We start from the raw sequence: 20,404 nt of genomic DNA, 5'->3' as shown, positions 1-20,404 counted from the left end.
CGCAACTGTACAACTGTCGCGAGCGGGCCGGACGGCCGCCCCCTCAGCGCCCGGCACCGGCCTTTCGCAAGCGCCCGGCGTCGGCCTCACGCATCCCCTGCTCGCTCTCGGCACCGGCCGGATGACGCCGTTCGTAACGCCTCCGGGCCGCGCTCAGTCCCACCGCGTACAGGCCCAGCACCGAGCCGAGCAGCAGGTAGTAGAGAGGCGGCAGGGCGCTCATTCCCAGCAACGGCCCCACCGGGGTCAGCGGGAGCAGGACGCCGACCGCCGCGAGCCCGGCCGCCGCCGCCCGCAACGGCCCCCCGGCCCGCCGCTCGGCGGCGCTGCGACCGGTCCGCAGCAGGACCATCACCAGGGCCTGGGTCAACAGGTTCTCGGTGAACCACCCGGCGTGGAACGCCGCTTCCCCGTCCGCCCCCGCGTTGTGGAGGGCCAGGGCGAGCACCCCGAAGGTGGCGAGGTCGGCGGCGGCGTTGAGCAGCCCGAAACCGGTGATGAAGCGCAGGAAGTCACGCGAGCGCAGCACGGTCGGCCGCCGCCGGGCCGAGGCCGCCGGCCGGTCGAACGCGAAGGCCAGCTGCGCCGCGTCGAAGCACAGATTCTGCACCAGCACCTGCGCCGGAAGCATGGGAAGGAAGGGCAGCATCAGCCCGGCCGTCAGCATGGCGATGACGTTGCCCAGGTTGGAGGAGAGGGTGATGCGCAGGTAGGTGGCGATGTTGCCGCCGCTGTGCCGCCCCGCCAGCACCGCCCGGTCGATCGCGGTCAGGTCCTTCTCCGCCAGGACCACATCGGCCGCCTCGCGGGCCACATCGACGGCGTTGCGCGGACAGATGCCCACGTCGGCGGCGTGCAGGGCGGGCAGATCGTTGACGCCGTCCCCGAGGAACCCCGTCGTGCGACCGCCGGCGCGCAGGGCCGAGACGATTCGCGCCTTGTGCTCCGGCGTACAGCGCGCGAACACGGTCGTACGGTCCGCGACCCGCGCCAGTTCCGCGTCCGACAGCGTGTCCACCACGTCGGCCGTCACCACACCGCCGAACCCGTCCGCCGCGTCGACGCGCAGCCCGAGGTCCTCGCAGGCGCGGGCCGCCGTGCCCGGATGGTCGCCGGTCAGCACCTTGACGGCCACTCCCCGCCGGGCCAGCACACCGAGGGCGTCGGCGGCACTCGGCGCGGGAACGTCCCGCAGGGCGACCAGGCCCAGAAAGGTGAGACCACGCTCGTCCGCCGGGGTGTACGCGCCGGCGCGGGCGGGCCGCTCCGCACGTGCCACGGCCAGCAGGCGCAGCCCCGACTCCGCCTTCCGGTCCGCGAGGGCGAGCAGCCGCTCCCGCTCGCCCTCCTCCAGCGCGCACCGGTCGAGCACCGCCTCGACGGCCCCCTTGGTCGCCAACGTGTGGACGCCGAGCCGGCCGGGCGACCGGACCACGGCGGTCGCCACCCGCCGCACCGGATCGAAGGGCAGCGCAGCCACACCCTCGTACACCCCGAAGGCCCCGCGGTGTTCCGCCTCATCGGCGGCGTCCAGCACCGCTTCGTCGAGGGCGTCGGGCGCGGGCAGCTCGGCCAGCTGGAGGCTCCACAGAGCGTTGAGAGCGGCCCAGTGCAGCACATCGGGGTCGGGCAGGTCCGATCCGTCGATCGCCTCCTCCACGACGGGCCGGTCCTCGGTCAGCGTGCCCGTCTTGTCCAGGCACAGCACGTCGACGGCCCCCAGGTCGTGCAGGGCCGGCAGCCGCTTGACGATGACTCCGCTGGTACGGGCGAGCCGCGCCGCACCCCGCGCGAGCGCCGTCGTGACGATGACGGGCAGCATCTCGGGGGTGAGCCCCACGGCGACGGCGACAGCGAACGGCAGCGTCTCCAGGCCCCGGCCGCGCAGCGCCGCGTTGGCCATCAGCACCAGCGGCGGGGTCAGCAGCATGAACCGGATCAGCGTCCACGAGATGCCCCGCACCGAACGGTCGAAGGCGCTGGCGCCCCGCTGCCGGTCCCAACCGTCCTGGGCGGTCGCGAACCGGGTCGACCCGCCGGTCGCGACGATCACCGCCGTACCGCTGCCGGACGCCACACTGCTGCCCTGGAAGCACAGCTGAGGCCGCGCGAACGGCCCGGCGTCGCGGAGCGCGGGGTCCGGGACGTCGAGAGGGTGCTTTCCCATCGGGGCCGACTCCCCGGTCAGGGCCGACTGATGCACCGTGAGCCCGGCGGCGCGCAGCACCTGCACATCGGCGGGTACGAGGTCGCCCGGACCCAGCCGGATCACATCGCCGGGCACCAGATCGGCCACCGGCACTTCCCGCTCCCGGGGCGGGGCGCCGGCCGAGGGGCGGCGCACCACGGTCGCCGTGGTCGCGACCAGTTCCCTGAGCGCCGCTGTCGAACGGTCGGCGCGGTGCTCCTCGGTCGATCGCAGCAGGCAGCTGACCGCGACGAGGGCCAGGATCACGCAGGCCGTGCCCCACGCGAAGACGACGGCGGAGACCAGCCCCAGACAGAGCAGTACGGAGGTGAAAGGGTCACGGAGACTGCGGACGAAGCGCCGGGGCCGCGCGACCGGCCGCCAGGCGGGCAGGACGTTCTCACCGAACCGGCCGAGCCGCTCCTCGGCCTCCGCCTCCACCAGCCCGCGCGGCCCGCTGTCCAGCGAACGCAGGACCTGAAGGGAGGTGGGCGGCGGCGGTGGAGCCGGTGTCTGCGGGGAGGCCGGTGCCTGTGGCGCCTGCGGGGTAAGAGGACCCGCGCCGGGGACGGACGTGCCGGTGGTGGGCGTACGGGGGGCGGTACGGCCGGATCCCGCGGCTGCGTTGCCCTCAGGCACCGAGTTCACGCAGGCGTACGGGCTCCCGGACCGGCAGCCCGGCCCGCTCGGCGAGCTGGCCCACCATGAGTCGGACGACCGTCACCACGTCGGGGTCGTCGACCAGATAGACCTGCCGCCGGCCCTCACGGCGCGACCGCACGAGACCGGCCAGCTTGAGTTTCGTCAGATGCTGGCTGACCGACGGGAGCGTCCCGCCCACCCGCTCGGCGAGGCCCGTCACATCGCTCTCTCCCTGTGCCAGCGCCCACACGATGTGCAGCCTCGCCGGTGTCGCCAGAAGTCCGAAAGCGGCCGCGGCCTCGGCCAGCACCTCGGCCGGCGGATCCTGGAAGCCGCCGCCGGTAGCTGTCGACACTCTTGTCTCTCCCGTCCATGGGCCGCCCGGGTGGGCCCGTCAGCACTGTGGTCACCCTGATCCGGAGGAAACCAGTGTAGGGGCCACGGCCAACCGGCCCGGGAGCCGAGACCCGCACGCGCCGAACACCGGGGGACCGGACGGAGGACGCAAAGGGAGGGTGACGAGAAGAAACAGAAGACGCGGACTACACGGACGGGGACGGATGGGAAGACCGCCTCCACCGCAGCGATGGATTTCGGCCGTATTACCGTCCACTTGCCGTCCGCTCCGGTCTGTCGCCCGATCCGTACGGGCGAGAAGTCCGGAGCGGACGCACACCGCCCGGCTCCCCGACCCCATGGGCCGATCCTCGGGCGGCTGTACGCGTGGCCGGTCAGTCGGCCATGTCGGCCAGAGCGATCACCTTGTCGATCCGCACCCGCACCACCAGTTCACCGGGTACGCCGTTACGCCGCCCGAATTCCTCGGCAGCCTCGGCTCCGACGTAGCGCTCGGCGATCGACGTCGCCCAACGCAGCAGCTCCCCGGGGTCCTCGCTCAGCTCCGCATGCCCCTGGACCACGGCGAACGCGTACGGCGGCCGATCGTCGTCGACGCACACGGAGACCCGTCCGTCGCGTTCCAGGTTCCGCCCCTTCACGCTCCTGCCGCCGGTGTTGAACACCAGTGAGTCGCCGTCGAGCAGGAACCAGACGGGAGCGATGTGCGGGCTGCCGTCCGCCCGCACGGTCGAGACTTTCGCGGTGCGGGTCCCCTCGGAGAGGAACGCCCGCCATTCTTCCTCGGTCATGTGGTGTGCCATGCGCCCATCCTGGGCCCGATGTCCGCATGGCGCGAAGCGGAGCCCCGGGCGTCGAGGGGCGCTTGCCCGGACGGAGAGGGTGCGCAAGGCTTACGCGCGTAGCGGGGTACGGGGAACGAAGGCACGGGGAGGACGAGCGGATGGCGCTTGACCGGGGACTTGACTGGCTCCTAGACGATCTCACCAGCAGGGTGCGAAACATACGGCACGCCTTGGTGCTGTCGAACGACGGCCTGGTCACCGGGGCCAGCACCGGGCTGGCCCGGGAGGACGCCGAGCACCTGGCCGCGGTCTCCTCCGGCCTGCACAGCCTGGCGCGGGGTTCGGGCCGGCACTTCCGGGCCGGCCGGGCCCGCCAGACGATGGTCGAGTTCGACGAGGCGTTGCTCTTCGTGACCGCCGCGGGCGACGGCAGCTGTCTGTCCGTGCTGACCGCCGCCGAAGCCGATGTGGGCCAGGTGGCCTACGAGATGACCCTGCTCGTCAACCGGGTCGGCGAGCACCTCGGCGTCTCCGCACGCCAAGGCGGCTTGGACGACCCGCAGGGGCTCGGACCCGCCTGACCTGCGCTTACGGCCGCCCGGAGAAAGTTATCCACAGGCCGCGCCGAGGGTGACCCTGTCGAGCTACCGTGATCACGGAGAGTATTCGTCGCTCACGGGGGATGACAGTCATGACGGTCAAGGAAGCAGTACGTACACACGCGGGCGGTGCGCGCACCCGGGCCGGGCGCGGGGCCCACAGCGAAGACGTGGAGCGCGGCGGTGCGCACGCCTCGCCCGACACTCCGGCGGCCACCACCGCCGGTCGCGCCGCACAGGAACTGGGGCTGCGGCGCGGAGAGTTCGAGCTCGCCGTGCATCTCGGGCTGATCGCCGTCACGGCCGGGCCCGGCGGCGGGCGGCCGCGGGTGCCCGAGCAGGAGATCACGCGCCTGCGGGAGCAGCCGGGATTCCCCGACGGCCTGGCGGAGCGCGTCCGCACGGTCGGCACGTCGGAGGGCGCGGCCCTGCTCGGCATCGTTCCCGCGCGGTTCACCCGGCTGGCCCGGGCGGGCTGTGTCTCGCCGGTCACGTTCTATCTCAATCGGTATCGCGCGGTGGTCTGGCTCTATCTCGCCGACGAGCTGGCCGCCTTCGCGACGGAGGAGCCCGGACTGCTCGCCGGCCCCATCCCCGCGGAGATGCGCACGATCTTGGAAGCGGGAGGCGACCGGCGGGCGCGCAACTGGCGGTCCCAGCGCATCCACCGACTGCTGAACCGCACAAGGGACCCCTGGGCCCGGGCGGCGGTGGAAGCGTCCGCACTGGACTCCGCGCACCTGGCGGAGGTGGTGGACGACCCCTATGAACGCGCCTATCTCGTACGGGTCAGGCCGGAGCCCGTCTTCGGCCGCCCCGGCTCCGTGGCCGCCAGAGAGACCATGGGGGAGCTGATGCTGGCGGACGACCCCGACGAGATCCTGTGGCGGCGGCTCAATCTGACCCTGGAGCTGGACCGCGCCCGGGAGGAACGGCCCGCCCCGCGACCCGGGGACGACCCCGGGGCCGGGGTGGGGCCCGAGGCTGAACGCCCCGCCCCGCGCCCGGCGGCGGCACAGCCTCCACCGGCCGCTTCGCCACCGGGCCCCAGGGAGGCGCGGTCCGGCGTACGGGAGACGAGCGGGAGAGGGCTGCTGGCCAGGCTGCGGTGGCGGCGGCGGTGCGAAGAGGCGTAGTCGTGCGCGGACGGGTATCCGGGCCCGGCATCATGGTCGCATGTTGATCAGGGAAGCAACCCGCGAGGACTGGCACGCCATCTGGCCGTTCTTCCACACGATCGTCGCCGCCGGCGAGACGCTCACCTACCCGCCCGACCTCGGAAAGGAGGACGCCCAGGAGTGGTGGTACGTCGCCGCGCCGAACCGTGTGGTCGTCGCCGTCGACGACCGGGGAACGATCCTCGGCACCGCGAAGATGAACCGGAACCACATGGGCAACGGCTCCCACATAGCCAGCGCCACGTACATGGTCGACCCCGCCCACTCCGGGAAGGGCGTGGGGCGTGCCCTGTGCGAGTACTCGGTCGACTGGGCCCGCGACGCCGGCTTCCGGGCGATGCAGTTCAACGCGGTGGTCGAGACGAACACCCACGCGGTCAGGTTGTACGAGTCCATCGGCTTCAAGGTGATCGGGACCCTGCCGGAGGGCTTCAACCACCCGGCCGAGGGCTATGTGGGCCTGCACATCATGCACAAGTCGCTCTGACCTTGTGTGAAGTGGCAAGGGCACGGCAGCAGTTGTCTCGCCTGCGGATGTACGGGGCGGCTGCGTCGCCCCGGAGCAATGGCAGTACTGTGCGCCCCATCGCCATTGGGGCGATGAGATTTAGCTGGAGGAAGTACCCATGACCATACCCAGGAGATCGTGGCGTGCCGCGGGAACACTTGTGGCCGCTGCGGTCGTCGGTCTGACCGGAGGCGTCATATCCGCCGGTCCGGCGGCGGCTCACACCCCCACCTGGGCCGTGACCTGCTCCGAGGTGACTGTTGACCTCAAGTACTACACGCCGGGCGTCCCCAACACGGTGACCGTCACGGTGGACGGCAAGGACCTGTTGCCGACCGAGACGTTCGACAAGGAGTTCAACAGGAAGCTGACGCTTCCCGAGCACTCCGAGCCGGTGACGGTCCGACTGGTCGTCAAGGACGGCAACAAGAACGACAAGTACTCGTACGAGGGCGAGAAGACGGCCGACGTGTGCAAGGGGAAGCCCACCCCCACGCCGACCGAGACGGAGCCGACTCCCACCCCGACCGAGACCGAGCCGACTCCCACGCCGACCGAGTCGACGCCGTCCGAGACGCCGGGCACGCAGACGCCCGAGCCGAGCGACACCCCCAGCGGGGAGCCTTCGGAGTCCGCGCCCGCCGTGCCGGCCCCGAGCCCCACCACGCCTCCCCTGGCCGAGACCGGTTCGTCGTCCGCCACGCCGGTCATAGGCGGCGCCGCTGTCGCGGTCCTGCTCGCCGGTGGCGGCATCCTGTGGGCCGTCCGTAAGAGGCGCGCCACCCAGAGCTGACGCCCGTGCACCCGGCGCCCTCCCCGTCACGCGGTGAGCGGCGCCGGGTCGCCGAAGGTGTCGGAGCCGCCGGTCGAGGGGCGTGCCGCTTCGCTCACGCGAGGCGGCACGCCCCTCATCGCTCCCCGGCGGACGGGCCCAGCTGCGCTGCGGGCGGGCCCTGCTCCCGGGCGGGCCTGCTCCGCTGCCGGCGGGGCCTACCTAACCCCCGGCGGGCGGGCCCAGCTTCGCTGCGGGCGAGGGGGATGGAGATGCGGTGGTGGGCGGGGGAGCGGGGCCGATCTCGCACCAGACGGCCTTGCCCTCGCCGCGCGGCTCGATGCCCCAACGGGCGGCGACCGCGTCGAGCAGGAGCAGTCCCCGGCCCGAGGTCGAGGTCTCGCCGGGCGTACGCCGCCGGGGCCAGGCACTCGACCGGTCCTGGACCGAGAGCCGGATCCGCCGCACCGGTTCCGGCAGCACCTCCAGGGTCAGCACCGCCCCGCCCTCGGTGTGCAGCAGCACGTTCACCAGCAGCTCACCCGTGACCAGTTCGGCGTCGTCGGCGAAGTCGGCCATGTCCCAGTCGGCGAGCGCCTGCCGTACGATCGCGCGGGCGTCCGAAAGGCCCTCCGGGTCCGCCTGGTGGATGTACTGATGCAGCCGGGGCGCGTGCGAGGACCCCACGTCCGGGCTGCGCCGCAGCACCAGGAGCGCCACGTCGTCCCCCGACCCCCACCGCTCCCACAGCCGGTCGGAGAGATGGTCCGCCAGCGCCTCGGCCCCCGCCGGCCCGGCGCTCACCTCGTTGCGCAGCGCCTCCACCCCCGTGTCGAGGTCGGCGCCCGGCTCCTCCACCAGGCCGTCCGTGTACAGGACGAACGTCTCACCGGGGACCAGATCCAGCCGGGTCTCCGGGTACTCCTCGTCCCCGAACTCCGTGGAGATGCCCAGCGGCAGGCCCCCGCGCACCTGCGGGCTCCCGACCCGCCCGTCGGCGTGGCGGATGAGCGGCCCGAGGTGTCCGGCGCGGACCACGCGCGCCGCGCCGGTCGCCAGGTCGACCTGGGCGTAGGTGCAGGTCGCGAAGCGGTCGGTGTCCAGTTCGGACAGAAAGCGCGAAGCCCGCGCCAGCACCGTCGCCGGAGGATGCCCCTCGGCGGCGTACGCGCGCAGGGCGATGCGCAACTGGCCCATGATCGCGGCGGCATGGGTGTCGTGCCCCTGGACGTCCCCCACGACCAGCCCGTAACGGTTCTTGGGCAGCGAGATCACGTCGTACCAGTCGCCGCCGACCTGCCGACCGGTCCACGCCGCGTGGTAGCGCACCGCGATCTCGCCGCCCTCGATGTCCTGTATGCGCGGCGGAAGCATCGCGGACTGGAGCTGGGTGGCGAACTCCCGCTCCTCGTCGAAGAGCATGGCCCGCTGGAGCGACTGGGCCACGATGGCCGCGAGCCCCAGGCACAGGATCCGCTCATCGGCGTTGAAGACCGTGCGCTCCCGGTAGAAGAGGGCGAGCCCGCCGAGCGACCGGGCCTGGGCCACCAGCGGCAGATAGGCCGCGGCCCGGAACCTGAGCCTGCCCAGGGACGGCTCCAGCACCGGGTACCGCCGGGCGAGTGCGGCGAGGGAGGTGATGAAGCGCGGCCGCCCGCTGCGGATGGCGTCGGCCAGGGGCAGATCGCGGTCCAGATCCCCGGACCCGAATCCGTCGAGCGCCTCCAGCGACTCGCCGCTCAGCGCCACGATGTTCAGCGAGGAACTCTCCACGAGCCCCAGCGCCAGCCCGTCCGCCCCCAGCCTCGCCAGCCCGCCCGGACCGGTGAGCGCGGCCGTCACATCGTCGACGGTCACCGCCCGCGACATCGCGCTCGTGGTGCGCTCGACGATGTTGGTCTGGCGCTGCCGGCGCTTTTCCAGATCGAGCACGAAGGCCGAATGGGTGACTTCCGCCGTCGCATCACGGACGACCCCCACGATCCGGTGGGCCTTTCCGTCCTTCGACCGGAGGATCCGGGCCTGGACGTGGGTCCACTGGGTCGTCCCGTCATCCAGCGGGATCCGGAAATGGACGCTGTAGGAGTTGCTGCCGCCGGTGATGGCCTCGTCGATGGTCACGTCCAGCCGAGCCCGCTCGGCCGGCTCCAGCCGCTCCATCAGCGCGCCCGGGCGTGCGTCGTACGTCGCCGGGTCCACGCCGAAGACCGCGAGCCCCGCGTCGTCGACGTCCAGGGTCCGGGCATCGAGGTCCCACTCGAAGCTGCCGGTCCGGTTCATCGCGAGCCGTTCCGTCGGCCCGATCTCACCGTTGCTCCTCCGGTCGATCCGGCGGAGCGGAGCGGCCTCGGCGTCCTGCCGCCGTTCGTGGTCGGTCATGCATGCTCCGGAGGTCGTCCGGCGAGGCGCGGCGACGCGCCCCCTGGGACTCAATTGTCGAGCCGCTTCCCCTGTAGTGCCACAGCGGCTGTAGTGCCACGGCGGCCAGGAACCGACACACTCGCGCGACCCGCGACCCGCGACCCGCGACCCGCGACCCGCGACCCGCGACCCGCGACCCGCGACCCGCGACCCGCGACCCGCGACCCGCGACCCGCGACCCGCGACCCGCGACCCGCCTCCGGCCCGCGTGCCATGCCCACCGCCTCGGCCCCGCGTCCCGCCGCCCCTCTGTCCGGCGCACGACCCGGGGGTCGCAGAATGGCGGGGACGGCCCGTCCGGCCACGGCGGACAGCCCGTACCAGGTCTCCACCGCGCCCGGTGAGCGGAGCGCACACACGAACGGAGCGCGCACATGAACGACGACGACCGGCCCGTCCTGCTGGAGGCCCGAGGGCGCTCCCTTCACATCACCCTGAACCGCCCCCGCGCCATCAACGCCCTCACCCACACCATGGTGCGGCTCCTGGACGAGGCGCTCGCCGGTGCGGAGCGGGACGAGGCGGTCACCTCGGTGGTGCTGTCCGGCGCGGGCGAACGCGGCCTGTGCGCGGGCGGCGACATCCGCGCGCTCCACGACGACACCCGCGCCGGGGGCCGGGACTCGCTGGAGTTCTGGCGCGACGAATACCGCCTCAACGCCCGTATCGCCCGGTTCCCCAAGCCGTACGTGGCCCTCATGGACGGCATCGTGATGGGCGGGGGAGTCGGTGTGTCGGCCCACGGCTCCGTCCGGGTCGTCACGGAACGCTCACGCGTGGCCATGCCCGAGACCGGGATCGGCTTCGTGCCCGATGTCGGCGGCACCCGCCTGCTGGCCCGTGCTCCGGGCGAACTGGGCACCCATCTGGCGCTCACCGGTCGCGCAGTCGGGGCGGCCGACGCCCTCCTGTGCGGTCTCGCCGACCATCACGTACCCGCGCGCCGCCTGCCGGAGCTCACCGCCGCCCTGGCCGCCTCGGAGACCGCCGAGGACGCGAGGCGGTCGGTACGCGGCTTCGCCGAGGAGCCGCCCGCCGGTGAGCTGGCCGCGCAGCGCGACTGGATCGACGCCTGCTACGCCGTGGACACCGTCGAGGAGATCGTCCGACGACTCCGGGACAGCGCCGCCCCCGCAGCGGCCCGGGCGGCGTCCGAACTCTCCGCCCGGTCGCCCGTGGCGCTCAAGGTCACGCTCGCGGCCGTCCGCCGGGCCGCCCGGCTCGGCAGCCTGGAGGCCGTCCTCGACCAGGAGTATCGCGTCTCCAGCCGTGTACGCGAGGAACCCGACTTCGTGGAGGGCGTACGCGCCCGGATCATCGACAAGGACGGCAGTCCGCAGTGGAAACCGGCCACCCTCGCCGAGGTGGACGACCGCACGGTCGCCCGCTTCTTCGCCCCCCTCGGACCGGGCGAGCGGGAACTCGGCCTCGCCCCCGACCCCGACGCGGCGACCTGACGCGGTGACCTGAGGCCGGCGATCTCCGGCCGGCGACGTGAAGCCGGTCGGCTCGCAGCTGGTCGACCGGTGATCGTCGACCGGTGGTCGGCGGCCTGTGGTCACCGGCGGGACGACCTGGGACCGAGCGCCCGCAACCGACTCCTCCCGTCTACCTGTCGTCGCCGGACAGGCTCGGCTGCAACTCCCGTACGAGAGTGAAGAGCCTGTCCTCGTTCCCCGTCAGCCCCGCGCCGCGCAGGGCCCGGTCGGCCTCCCGCATCGGTGAGGCCAGCAGCGGCAGATACAGGGGTGCGTCCTCCGGGTCCGAGAGCACGGCCCGGGTGGCCTCCAGCAGGCGGACGTACGCCTGCGCCGCAGCGAGCTCGTCTTTGTCCATCTCAGCGTCTCCTGGTCAGATGTGTCGGACCGTCAAGCATCTCCCACGGGTCTGACAACGCCGCCCTGAGCCCGCTACCGCACGCCGGGAACTCCCGCCGGTGGCTCAACCTCCAGATACCGCCGCCTGCGGGGACCCCGGTAGAGCAACACCGTCCACCCGAGCCGCCGCAACGCGTCGGCGCAACCGGCCAGCGCCTCCTCCTCGTGGTGAGCGGCGCCGCTGCCGGGCGGCCCGGTCCATTCGATCCGGACCGACCCCGCCGACTCGCCGTCCCGCACGCGGTAACCGGCCGACACCCGGCGCCCCGCAGCGTCGACGGCGGACGGAACCGCGCCCGAGCTCTCCAGGGCCAACGAGACGGCCCGTACCGGCCGGTGCAGCTCCCACGGGGCCGGCACGGCCTCCGGATCGTCGCGCCCGACGTTGGTCAGGCGGCGGATCTGCAGCAGCCCCTCGAAGGCGGTCCGCACCGAAGCGGCACGCGCCTCGGCGCTCCCGGTGAGCGGCGGCCCGTCCCCGGTCGCGGGCTCGAACCCGGCGCTGTCCACGGTGCCCATGCATCCCCCCGCGCTCGGATCCTGCGTACGCGCCCAGTCTGCACCGACGCGGTGACACTCCCCGGCGATGAGATCTGCTCTCCGGAGCCCGGCACCGCCCGAGAGCGGTCCGGCAGCCGTCCGAGAGCCGTCCGGCAGCCCAGGGGCCTCCCTACACTGCTCCCCGGAGGTCCTCCTCCACGGCAGCCTTGAGGCGCTTGAGGGTGGTCCGGATGTTGCCGCGCTGGAACTGCGCGAAGGTCTTGCCGCGCGTCGCGACCCGGTCGAAGCCATGGGCCAGGAAGTCCGGCCAGGAGCGCCGGTCGTCCGTCCAGGTCTCGGTCACCAGGGTCCCGCCGTCCACCGCTTCGAAGCGGTACTCCCAGGTGGCGATCGGCCCGGGAAGCCGCGGCTTGCGGACGCCGATCGCATGGACCCGGAAGGCGAAGCGCTCACCCGGGTCGGCGGCCGTCACCGTGCACCGGGTCGTCCAGCTCACCGCGCCGCGCTTGTTCCGGCCCTCGAAGACCATGCCGACGTACGCGCCGCGCCGCTCGCCCCGCACGGTCGCCCCCCGGTTCTCGGGGCTCCACCGGCCCATGGCGGTGGGGTCGCTGAGCCGGTCGTACACCTGCGCCGGAGGCGCGTCGATCACGATGCTGTCCGCTACGGACATGGTGCGGGCCATGGTGCAACTCCTCGTCCACGGTCGTCGTCGGACCACGTCCGGGGCCGGACGGACCGTGACGGCGACATCCCGGGCCCACACCTTACTCACGAGTAGCCCACGGGTGGGGGCGGGAAGCGTCCCGGTGTTTGAGCAATACGCCAGGCCCCGGCGATCGCTGACCACGGCCAGGCCCCCGTGCGGCAGCACCCCGGCCAGGCCCGACGCCGCTCACCACAGCCGCGCCCCGGAGCGGCGGCCCCACGCCGAGCGCCCCCGCGCCGAGCGCCCCCGCGCCGCTCACCGCGTCCGGCGCTCCCGCCGGCTCGCCGCCCGTACCCGGACCTCGGCCGGCAGGCCGCGTACGCCCGCGCAGTCACGCGCGTCCGCGACCACCCCCACGCCGACCCGGCGCACCACCTCAGAGGGTCGGGCCTCGGGCTCGACGACCAGCGTCACCGACGCCCGCAACGGCCGTCCCGCCAGGCGCACCCGGGCGCGCGCCACACCCTCGACCGACGCAGCCTGCGAGGCCATCGCCCGCTCCCACGTCCGCCGCCGCAGCACGAGGCCGGGACCCCGCAGACCGACCCACCGGGGCCCGGACGTCGACACCTGGGCGGCGAACCACCGGACGAGCAGCGCCAGTACGAGGGTGAGCGCCACGATCACGACAGGCGTCCACCAGGCGTTCTCCCGCAGCCGGGCCAACCCGCCGCGGTCCAGCAGCACCCCATCGGCCGCGCGCCCGGACCACCAGCCGGGCACCGCACGCCCCACCCGGCCCAGCCCCGAACCGTCGCCCACGGCCAGCAGACCTCCGCCGACCAGCAGGACGAGGCCGACCGTCCCGAGCAGCGCCCGGTTCACCGCACCACGCCCGATCACCGCCACGCTCCGCACACCCTCTCGCCGCCCTCCGCCACACCGCTCACACCTCTCCGCCGTCCCGAGGCCCGCTCCGAGGCTCGGGGGCGGACGCGTCCGGTCGTCCCTCCGCCGGCAGCTCGTCCGGCTCCGGGGGCTGCCCGCCAGGTTCGCGCCCCACCCGGACCCGCAGTGCGGGCGTACGGGCCAGCCCCAGCTCCAGCAGACTCGCGCCCAGCACCCGGACCAACTCGGCGTGCACCCGCTCCGGGTCGCCGTATCCCATACCGGCCCGCACCTCCGCCCGCCGGACACGCACCCGCACCCGCGCCCGGAGGATGCCGGGAACGCCGAGGGCGCGCTCCCGGAGGATCCGGGCCGCCGCCGTACGGTCCACGGTCGCGCGCACCGCGCTGGCCGGCGCCGCCATGGGCAACCGCCGCCGAAGTCCCGGCAGCAGCGCGCTCCCCAGCAGCCAGAGGCCCGCGAGGGCGGCGACCGCCCCGCCGAGCCGCACCACGGGGTCCGCCGGTCCGTGGGTCGCCGCCCGGTCGAGCACCGCCATACGCCAGCCGGCGGGGGCGTCGCCGAAGCGGACCGCGACCACATCGACCAGCAGCAGCCCGCACGCCACGGCCCCCGCAGCGGCCAGGACCGCTGCCGGGACACGCCGTTGGGCCCTGATCCGGGGGGCGGGGCAGCCCTTGGCGGCGTCGTCCGAGACCCGGGGGCCGGGGCAGTCTTTGGCGGCAGCGTCCGATCCGGGCACCGCCTCCCCGACTTCCGGGGGCGGCGGAGACGCACCGACCGTCAGCGCGTCGACCCGCACCTCGGCCCGCGGCACGGCCAGACCCGTCAGGGCCGCGGTCCGGGCCGTGGCCCGCTCCCGGATCCGCCGCGCGGTCTCGTCGGCCCGCACCGGATAGGGCAGCCGCACACCCACCGTGATCGTCGCGGAGGCCCCGCGCACGGCGGCCGAACCCCGCAGCACCGCCCCGCCGTCCGGCAACGCCTCGGCGGCGGCCCGCTCGGCGATCCGCCGGACCGCCCGGGGGGCCACGGTCGTCGTGCCACGCCCGGCGGCGGGAACCGTCACGACCGCCTCCCCGCCAGCGAGTCAAGGAGCTCCCGCAGACCGGTGCCCCGGTCCACCAGATGCCCGGCCAGCCAGCCCAGCGCGCCGAGCGCGGCGACCACGAGGAACGCCCCGAACCCGCCGAACCAGCCCGCGAACCCCAGCGCCATGCCCGCCGCCGCGCCCACCGTGCCCCGGCCCGGCACACCGTCCACCGGGCCGGGACCGTCCACCCCGCGTGTCACGCCGTCACGCCACGCGGGTCTCGGCCGGAGCGGCCTCGGCGTCGTCCTCGGGCAGGTGCACGTCGTTCACCGTCACGTTGACCTCGACGACCTCCAGGCCCGTCGTCCGCTCCACCGCCGCGATGACGTTCTCGCGGACGTCGTGCGCCACATCGGTGATCGCGACGCCGTACTCGACGACGAGATCCAGGTCGATGGCCGTCTGCCGCTCGCCCACCTCGACCTTGACGCCCCGTCCGACGTTCGGCCGGCCGCCCGGAACCCGGTCGCGCACCGCGCCGATGGTGCGGGAGAGGCCGCCGCCCATGTCGTAGACGCCCGGGATCTCCCGGGCCGCCATCCCCGCGATCTTCACGACGACGGTGTCGGCGATCGAGGTCCGGCCCCGCGTCGCCGCGGGCTCGGACGCGCCGGTGGCCCCGCTGCCCACGGTCGTCGTACCGCCGACGCCACCGGACCGCTGCTGCCCGCCCGCGCCGGAACCCGTCGCCGCGCCCGACTTGGCGGTGGGAATGACACCGGCTGTCTGAGTGGTGGTCATGGAAACTCCTCGCATCTCGCTCGGCTCGTATCGCCTGACATCTCGTTGGACACGCTGTCCGCCGATTCGTCACGCGGGTTCCCGAAAACTTTTCGCCGATCCCCGATCCCCGATCCGAGATCCCGATCCCCGATCCGAGATCCCCGGGCGGAGATCGGGGCACACCAGTGCGTGACGTTCCGCGGTCCGAGGTGTCCAACCGAGAAGTCCGAGAAGTCCGAGAGGACCGAGAGGGTGTCGTGGAACCGACTGAGGGAGGGGCTGGTCCGTGCCCGGCGACGGGAATCAGATGACGGAACGGGCGCCGGAGGGCGTCAGGGCCGACGAAGCGCTGCTGGTCGTACGGGCCGGGGAGGGCGACGAGGAGGCGTTCGAGGTGCTGGTGCGGCGGCACAGCCCCGCCATGCTGCAACTCGCGACGCGGTTCCTGGGGGAACGGGCGGATGCGGAGGACGCCGTTCAGGACGCCTTCGTCAGCGCCTGGCGCAAACTCCCGGAGTTCCGCCGGGACGCCTCCTTCCACACATGGCTCTACCGCATCGTCACCAACCGCTGTCTGAACCGGCTCAGATCCCGCCGACCGGCGGCGGACCTCGACTCGATCCCCGAGCAGGCGGCCCCCGAACACCAGGCGTCGCCCGTCCGCGCCGTCGAGTCGCGGGCAGCGGCCGACGCGCTGTCCGGGGCGATGGCGGGCCTCTCGCCCGAACAACGTGTCTGCTGGGTGCTCCGCGAGATGCAGGGGCTGTCGTACGAGAGCATCGCGGACACGGTCGGAATCAGTCTGCAGGCGGTCCGCGGCCGGGTCTTCCGCGCCCGCCGCCACCTGACGGAGGCGATGAGCGCATGGCGATGAGCGCCAACCCCGACCGGCCGGACGAAAGCCGGTACGAAGAGGAGGAACGGCTCGCCTGCGGGCGTCTGCTGACGGACGTCTGGGACGCGTGGGACGCCGGGGGCAGCGGCGGAACGGACCGGGACCCGCATCTGGGAGCCTGCCCGCACTGCGCGTCGGCCCTGGCCGACCTGGCCGGTCTGAGCGATGCCGTACGCCGTACCTGCGCCGAGGAGCCCGGGGTGCCGGAGGCGACCTCGGCCGCGGTCACGGCCCGCGTGATGGACCTCGTCCGGCTCGAACTGCGCCCCGGGCGTCCGATTCCCCTCGGGGAGCCCGATGAGGACCACTGGATCGTCGAGGCGGCGGCCGCGCGGCTGCTGCGGGCCGCGGTCGACGCGCTGCCCGGGGTACGGGCCGGGAGCTGCCGGATCGCGCCGCTCGACCCGGCGGACCCGGCGGGCCCCGTGCACGTACGCGTCGAGGTCGTGGCGAACCTGACCCGGCCCCTGCCGGACCTGGCGGACGCCGTGCGCGCCCGGATCGCCGAGGCCGCCGACCAGGACATCGGCATCCGCCTCGGCGCGGCCGACGTGCTGGTCGTGGACATCCTGGACGACGACGACAACGACGACCATGACAACAACAACGACGACGATCACGACAACAACAACCACGACAACTACGGCGACGGCTCGGAAGGAGCAGCCCGATGACTCCGGACACTCTCCGCGACCGGCTGGCGGTCGCGGCGGCCGAGGCCGCTCAGGGCGTACCGGGCGTGGCCTTCCTGCGCCCCGGCGTCGTGGACCTCCTGCGGACGCGGATCGCCGACCGGGCCCCGCGACTCGCTCAGGGGCCCGGCGCGCGGGCGCAGGGGGTGCGGGTGCGTTGGGACGAGGCCGCCGACTCCTGGCACATCGACATCCGCCTCGTCCTCCACCGTGGGCGCCGCGCCCTCGACGTCACCCGGGCCGTGCGCGCCGCGACGCTGCTCGCGGTCCGCACCGAGCCGCCGGCCTCCGTCTCGGTGCGGGTGACGGTGACGGGGACGGTCTGAACGCCCGGCTTCACCGCGGGCCGGCCGACGGGGCCGAAGGCCACCCCGGCCGGGCCGTCCGGGACCGCGTCCCGGACGACCCGACCGGGGCCGTCGCGCGGGTCAGGCGCGCCACTCCGCCGTACGCTCGGGGGACGCGTCCGCCAGCGCCTTCACGATGGCGTCCGCGTCGCCCCGGTTGCCGTACACCGGAGTCCCGGGCTGCTGACGCCACGACTCGTCCAGGCCGCCGGTGTCGACCGTGTCAAAGCCCAGTTCGTCGATCAGATCGCGCACGGCCTGCTTGGCCGCCGGGTCGTCCCCGGCGACCGGCAGCGCCTGCCGGCCGGGGCTGCCGTGCGGACGGCCCCGGTCCAGGATGTCCTGCGCGTACGTCCCGTTGAACGCCTTGACCACGGGGTGGCCGATCTGCTGCTCGGTCCACCGGCTCTCCAGTAGACCGTCCTCGATGGCGGCGATCCGGCCGTCGCGCTGCTGCGGGTAGTAGTTCCCGGTGTCGATGACCACGGCGCCCTCCGCCGCCCCGTCCAGGAACCCCTTGGGCAGGTCGGGCACGGCCTTGAGCGGGACGGTCACGACGACGATCCGGGCCTCCCGAGCCGCCTCGGACGCCGCGACCGGAGTGGCTCCGGTCTCCTCGGCCAGTTCGGTCAGGGTCTGGGGACCACGGGAGTTGGCGACCGACACCTCATGTCCGAGCGCGGTCAGACGCCGAGTCAGATTGCCGCCGATGTTGCCCGCGCCGATAATGCCGATCTTCATGGATCCGACCTTCCGATGCCTGCTGGGTGGGGAAGAAGTGGTTCTGCCGCTTCACCAACTCCGCTCCCCGGTGAGCTATTCCGCACCGGCGGACGGAATGACGGTTCACCGGGCCGGGCTTTGCCGGAGCAGTCCCGCACCACCGGTCCGGTGTAGGCCATCTGAGTGTCCTTGCCGGGCGCTCGCGCGGGACGGGGAAGGATGTCCCACCGGACCGATCGTCGCGGGTCCATCCTGGTCGCCGAGTCCACACGGGCCGTTGACCGAAGGAGCGTCGCAGTGACGACGAGGGGCATCTCGCAACCGGTGGAGACCGATGCAGCCGAAGAGGACGAACTGCCGGTACGACTCAGGGAGCCGGGCAACGTCGTCATCAAGTGGCTGACCACCACGGACCACAAGACGATCGGCACGCTCTACCTCGTCACCTCCTTCGCGTTCTTCTGCGTGGGAGGACTGCTGGCCCTGGTGATGCGCGCCGAACTGGCTCGCCCCGGTATCCAGTTGATTTCGAACGAACAATTTAATCAAGCGTTCACGATGCACGGCACGATCATGCTGCTGATGTTCGCGACGCCGCTGTTCGTCGGATTCGCGAACTGGATCATGCCGCTCCAGATCGGCGCGCCGGATGTGGCGTTCCCGCGGCTGAACATGTTCTCGTACTGGCTGTACCTCTTCGGCTCGCTGATCGCGGTGGCCGGCTTCCTCACCCCGCAGGGAGCCGCCGACTTCGGCTGGTTCGCCTACGCGCCGCTGAACGACGCCGTCCGCTCGCCGGGCATCGGCGCCGACATGTGGATCATGGGTCTGGCCTTCTCCGGCTTCGGCACGATCCTCGGCTCGGTCAACTTCATCACCACGATCATCTGCATGCGTGCCCCCGGCATGACGATGTTCCGCATGCCGATTTTCACCTGGAACGTCCTGCTGACCGGTGTCCTGGTCCTGCTGGCCTTCCCGGTTCTGGCCGCCGCTCTGCTGGCCCTGGAGGCGGACCGGAAGTTCGGCGCCCATATCTTCGACGCGGCCAACGGGGGAGCGCTGCTGTGGCAGCACCTCTTCTGGTTCTTCGGCCATCCCGAGGTGTACATCATCGCCCTGCCGTTCTTCGGCATCGTCACCGAGATCTTCCCGGTCTTCAGCCGCAAACCGGTCTTCGGCTATATCGGCCTGGTCGCCGCCACCATCGCCATCGCGGGACTCTCCGCGACCGTATGGGCCCACCACATGTTCGTCACCGGCGCTGTACTGCTGCCGTTCTTCTCCTTCATGACGTTCCTCATCGCGGTGCCGACCGGGGTGAAGTTCTTCAACTGGATCGGCACGATGTGGAAGGGATCCATTTCCCTCGAAACGCCGATGCTCTGGTCGGTCGGATTCCTGGTCACCTTCCTCTTCGGCGGTCTGACCGGCATCATCCTCGCCTCGCCGCCGCTGGACTTCCACGTCTCGGACTCGTATTTCGTCGTCGCGCACTTCCATTACGTGGTGTTCGGCACCGTGGTCTTCGCGATGTTCGCCGGATTCCACTTCTGGTGGCCGAAGTTCACCGGAAAGATGCTGGACGAGCGGCTCGGAAAGGTCACCTTCTGGACGCTGTTCGTGGGCTTCCACGGGACGTTCCTGGTGCAGCACTGGCTCGGCGCCGAGGGAATGCCCCGTCGTTACGCGGACTATCTCGCGGCGGACGGATTCACCGCGCTGAACACGATCTCGACGATTTCCTCCTTCCTGCTCGGCCTCTCCCTCCTGCCGTTCTTCTACAACATCTGGAAGACCGCCAGGTACGGCAGGAAGATCTACGAGGACGACCCGTGGGGCTACGGCCGTTCGCTGGAATGGGCGACCTCCTGCCCGCCGCCCCGGCACAACTTCGTCACCCTGCCGCGAATCCGCTCCGAATCCCCGGCGTTCGACCTGCACCACCCGTCGCTGCGGGCCCTCGACGACGTCGCCAACCGGCCCTCCACCTCCGTCACGGTGGCGCCCGGGGACACCCAGGAGTGAGATCCGCCCGACCCGGCCCGGACGGCCCGACGAGAGGAGGAGGCGTGAAACCGGACAAGGAGAGCGCCCGCGGTCTGGCCCAACTGGAGGGCTATCTGCTGTGGAACGCCGAGGTGGAGAGGGCGCGGGCGCAGGCGCGGCGCTTCACCGACGAACTGCCCTGGCTCACCACCGCCCAGCGCGAGGATGTGGAGCGCGCCTACCTCGCCGACCGGGTCTCCGTCACCCGCGAATCGCTCATCCGCGTCCGCGACCGGGCGGTCGAACTGCGCGGCGAGTACACCGAGCGCTACGAGCGCCTCCGGGCCCGCTGCGTAGCCCTCGCGGTGGTGGCGGTGGGCGCGGTCACCGGCATCGGCACGTCGCTGACACTGCTGCTGCGCTGAACGGGACGCCGCGCTGCCGCGCCGAGCCGGGCGAGACCCGGCGCGGCGCAGCAATGCCGTACAGGACAGGACGGAACAGGGTCGGACGGCACAGAACGGGACGGCACAGGGCAGGACTGAGCGAGACAGGG

21 protein-coding genes and 1 pseudogene are annotated in these 20,404 nt (G+C 72.8%); 10 read left to right on the top strand and 12 right to left on the bottom strand.

Features of this window, described 5'->3' with window-relative positions:
* Positions 1–43: 43 nt before the first annotated feature.
* The 3 genes from mgtA to ACLJPL_RS26010 all read right to left on the bottom strand — a co-directional run bounded on the left by mgtA (position 44) and on the right by ACLJPL_RS26010 (position 3,990).
* The gene (gene mgtA, locus ACLJPL_RS26020; protein ID WP_411083364.1) at positions 44–2,836 is read right to left on the bottom strand and encodes a magnesium-translocating P-type ATPase; all 2,793 of its coding nucleotides are present in this window, start codon (positions 2,834–2,836) and stop codon (positions 44–46) included.
* The gene (locus tag ACLJPL_RS26015; protein WP_411083363.1) at positions 2,820–3,185 is read right to left on the bottom strand and encodes an ArsR/SmtB family transcription factor; all 366 of its coding nucleotides are present in this window, start codon (positions 3,183–3,185) and stop codon (positions 2,820–2,822) included. Before ACLJPL_RS26015 ends, mgtA begins: the two co-directional genes overlap by 17 nt.
* A gap of 376 nt (positions 3,186–3,561) precedes the next feature.
* Entirely contained in the window at positions 3,562–3,990 is a 429-nt protein-coding gene (locus ACLJPL_RS26010) for a PPOX class F420-dependent oxidoreductase (RefSeq protein WP_411083362.1), read from the bottom strand.
* Positions 3,991–4,130: 140 nt separating this feature from the next.
* Between ACLJPL_RS26010 and ACLJPL_RS26005 the strand changes: the two genes are divergently transcribed.
* The 4 genes from ACLJPL_RS26005 to ACLJPL_RS25990 all read left to right on the top strand — a co-directional run bounded on the left by ACLJPL_RS26005 (position 4,131) and on the right by ACLJPL_RS25990 (position 7,050).
* Entirely contained in the window at positions 4,131–4,553 is a 423-nt protein-coding gene (locus ACLJPL_RS26005) for a roadblock/LC7 domain-containing protein (protein WP_411083361.1), read from the top strand.
* Positions 4,554–4,663: 110 nt separating this feature from the next.
* A complete protein-coding gene (locus tag ACLJPL_RS26000; RefSeq protein WP_411083360.1) occupies positions 4,664–5,707 on the top strand; it encodes a DUF6397 family protein in 1,044 nt (347 codons plus the stop codon).
* 40 nt (positions 5,708–5,747) lie between these two features.
* A complete protein-coding gene (locus ACLJPL_RS25995) occupies positions 5,748–6,236 on the top strand; it encodes a GNAT family N-acetyltransferase (RefSeq protein ID WP_411083359.1) in 489 nt (162 codons plus the stop codon).
* Positions 6,237–6,375: 139 nt separating this feature from the next.
* Positions 6,376–7,050, top strand: coding sequence for an LAETG motif-containing sortase-dependent surface protein (locus ACLJPL_RS25990; protein WP_411083358.1), 675 nt, complete (start codon positions 6,376–6,378; stop codon positions 7,048–7,050).
* Between the two features lie 201 nt (positions 7,051–7,251).
* Here the strand turns inward: ACLJPL_RS25990 and ACLJPL_RS25985 are convergent, their stop codons facing one another.
* Positions 7,252–9,408 carry a SpoIIE family protein phosphatase gene (locus ACLJPL_RS25985; protein ID WP_411083357.1) on the bottom strand — a complete coding sequence of 719 codons (2,157 nt, stop codon included), beginning with the start codon at positions 9,406–9,408 and terminating at the stop codon, positions 7,252–7,254.
* Between the two features lie 416 nt (positions 9,409–9,824).
* Here ACLJPL_RS25985 and ACLJPL_RS25980 point away from each other — a divergent pair, with 416 nt between their 5' ends.
* Positions 9,825–10,907, top strand: coding sequence for an enoyl-CoA hydratase/isomerase family protein (locus ACLJPL_RS25980; RefSeq protein ID WP_411083356.1), 1,083 nt, complete (start codon positions 9,825–9,827; stop codon positions 10,905–10,907).
* A 151-nt stretch (positions 10,908–11,058) separates the two neighbouring features.
* Here ACLJPL_RS25980 and ACLJPL_RS25975 read toward each other — a convergent pair whose 3' ends face one another.
* The 7 genes from ACLJPL_RS25975 to ACLJPL_RS25945 all read right to left on the bottom strand — a co-directional run bounded on the left by ACLJPL_RS25975 (position 11,059) and on the right by ACLJPL_RS25945 (position 15,220).
* A complete protein-coding gene (locus ACLJPL_RS25975) occupies positions 11,059–11,286 on the bottom strand; it encodes a hypothetical protein (RefSeq protein ID WP_411083355.1) in 228 nt (75 codons plus the stop codon).
* A 74-nt stretch (positions 11,287–11,360) separates the two neighbouring features.
* Positions 11,361–11,846, bottom strand: a complete 486-nt coding sequence (locus ACLJPL_RS25970; RefSeq protein ID WP_411083354.1) for a hypothetical protein — start codon at positions 11,844–11,846, stop codon at positions 11,361–11,363.
* A gap of 151 nt (positions 11,847–11,997) precedes the next feature.
* A complete protein-coding gene (locus tag ACLJPL_RS25965; RefSeq protein WP_411083353.1) occupies positions 11,998–12,513 on the bottom strand; it encodes an SRPBCC family protein in 516 nt (171 codons plus the stop codon).
* 279 nt (positions 12,514–12,792) lie between these two features.
* Complete coding sequence (locus ACLJPL_RS25960; RefSeq protein WP_411083352.1) at positions 12,793–13,386, bottom strand: hypothetical protein; 594 nt, start codon at positions 13,384–13,386, stop codon at positions 12,793–12,795.
* Between the two features lie 37 nt (positions 13,387–13,423).
* Complete coding sequence (locus ACLJPL_RS25955; protein ID WP_411083351.1) at positions 13,424–14,455, bottom strand: DUF6286 domain-containing protein; 1,032 nt, start codon at positions 14,453–14,455, stop codon at positions 13,424–13,426.
* Positions 14,452–14,679: a hypothetical protein gene (locus ACLJPL_RS25950; protein ID WP_411083350.1), complete on the bottom strand. Its 228-nt coding sequence runs from the start codon at positions 14,677–14,679 to the stop codon at positions 14,452–14,454. Before ACLJPL_RS25950 ends, ACLJPL_RS25955 begins: the two co-directional genes overlap by 4 nt.
* 4 nt (positions 14,680–14,683) lie before the next feature.
* Positions 14,684–15,220: an Asp23/Gls24 family envelope stress response protein gene (locus ACLJPL_RS25945; RefSeq protein WP_411083349.1), complete on the bottom strand. Its 537-nt coding sequence runs from the start codon at positions 15,218–15,220 to the stop codon at positions 14,684–14,686.
* A gap of 289 nt (positions 15,221–15,509) precedes the next feature.
* Here ACLJPL_RS25945 and ACLJPL_RS25940 point away from each other — a divergent pair, with 289 nt between their 5' ends.
* From ACLJPL_RS25940 to ACLJPL_RS25930, 3 genes are read left to right on the top strand one after another with little or no spacing between them, the layout of a single operon-like run.
* Positions 15,510–16,076, top strand: a complete 567-nt coding sequence (locus ACLJPL_RS25940; RefSeq protein ID WP_411083348.1) for an RNA polymerase sigma factor — start codon at positions 15,510–15,512, stop codon at positions 16,074–16,076.
* A complete protein-coding gene (locus tag ACLJPL_RS25935; RefSeq protein WP_411083347.1) occupies positions 16,067–16,771 on the top strand; it encodes a hypothetical protein in 705 nt (234 codons plus the stop codon). The genes ACLJPL_RS25940 and ACLJPL_RS25935 overlap by 10 nt, the downstream gene beginning before the upstream one ends.
* A complete protein-coding gene (locus ACLJPL_RS25930) occupies positions 16,768–17,115 on the top strand; it encodes an Asp23/Gls24 family envelope stress response protein (protein ID WP_411083346.1) in 348 nt (115 codons plus the stop codon). The genes ACLJPL_RS25935 and ACLJPL_RS25930 overlap by 4 nt, the downstream gene beginning before the upstream one ends.
* Before the next feature lie 102 nt (positions 17,116–17,217).
* Here the strand turns inward: ACLJPL_RS25930 and ACLJPL_RS25925 are convergent.
* Positions 17,218–17,892 (bottom strand): annotated as a pseudogene (locus ACLJPL_RS25925) (NADPH-dependent F420 reductase); the annotation flags it as partial.
* Positions 17,893–18,156: 264 nt separating this feature from the next.
* On the opposite strand from ACLJPL_RS25925, the gene ctaD reads away from it, so the two are divergent.
* Both ctaD and ACLJPL_RS25915 read left to right on the top strand, forming a co-directional pair.
* Positions 18,157–19,887, top strand: a complete 1,731-nt coding sequence (gene ctaD, locus ACLJPL_RS25920; RefSeq protein WP_411083345.1) for a cytochrome c oxidase subunit I — start codon at positions 18,157–18,159, stop codon at positions 19,885–19,887.
* Positions 19,888–19,931: 44 nt separating this feature from the next.
* Positions 19,932–20,273, top strand: coding sequence for a hypothetical protein (locus tag ACLJPL_RS25915; RefSeq protein WP_411083344.1), 342 nt, complete (start codon positions 19,932–19,934; stop codon positions 20,271–20,273).
* Positions 20,274–20,404 lie beyond the last annotated feature (131 nt).

The organism is Streptomyces sp. cmx-18-6 (assembly GCF_046548915.1).
GTDB lineage: Bacteria > Actinomycetota > Actinomycetes > Streptomycetales > Streptomycetaceae > Streptomyces.
Note: the sequence above shows the minus strand (reverse complement) of the source record. Positions and strands in the feature narration are given on the sequence as shown.

Coding starts and splice junctions, on each gene's coding strand:
- ACLJPL_RS25990 (WP_411083358.1), top strand. CDS start 6,376: ATGACCATACCCAGGAGATCGTGGCGTGCCGCGGGAACACTTGTGGCC.
- ACLJPL_RS25995 (WP_411083359.1), top strand. CDS start 5,748: ATGTTGATCAGGGAAGCAACCCGCGAGGACTGGCACGCCATCTGGCCG.
- ACLJPL_RS25970 (WP_411083354.1), bottom strand. CDS start 11,846: ATGGGCACCGTGGACAGCGCCGGGTTCGAGCCCGCGACCGGGGACGGG.
- ACLJPL_RS25945 (WP_411083349.1), bottom strand. CDS start 15,220: ATGACCACCACTCAGACAGCCGGTGTCATTCCCACCGCCAAGTCGGGC.
- ACLJPL_RS25940 (WP_411083348.1), top strand. CDS start 15,510: ATGACGGAACGGGCGCCGGAGGGCGTCAGGGCCGACGAAGCGCTGCTG.
- ACLJPL_RS26005 (WP_411083361.1), top strand. CDS start 4,131: ATGGCGCTTGACCGGGGACTTGACTGGCTCCTAGACGATCTCACCAGC.
- ACLJPL_RS25965 (WP_411083353.1), bottom strand. CDS start 12,513: ATGGCCCGCACCATGTCCGTAGCGGACAGCATCGTGATCGACGCGCCT.
- ACLJPL_RS25975 (WP_411083355.1), bottom strand. CDS start 11,286: ATGGACAAAGACGAGCTCGCTGCGGCGCAGGCGTACGTCCGCCTGCTG.
- ACLJPL_RS26000 (WP_411083360.1), top strand. CDS start 4,664: ATGACGGTCAAGGAAGCAGTACGTACACACGCGGGCGGTGCGCGCACC.
- ACLJPL_RS25980 (WP_411083356.1), top strand. CDS start 9,825: ATGAACGACGACGACCGGCCCGTCCTGCTGGAGGCCCGAGGGCGCTCC.
- ACLJPL_RS26010 (WP_411083362.1), bottom strand. CDS start 3,990: ATGGCACACCACATGACCGAGGAAGAATGGCGGGCGTTCCTCTCCGAG.
- ACLJPL_RS25935 (WP_411083347.1), top strand. CDS start 16,067: ATGGCGATGAGCGCCAACCCCGACCGGCCGGACGAAAGCCGGTACGAA.
- ACLJPL_RS25930 (WP_411083346.1), top strand. CDS start 16,768: ATGACTCCGGACACTCTCCGCGACCGGCTGGCGGTCGCGGCGGCCGAG.
- ACLJPL_RS25985 (WP_411083357.1), bottom strand. CDS start 9,408: ATGACCGACCACGAACGGCGGCAGGACGCCGAGGCCGCTCCGCTCCGC.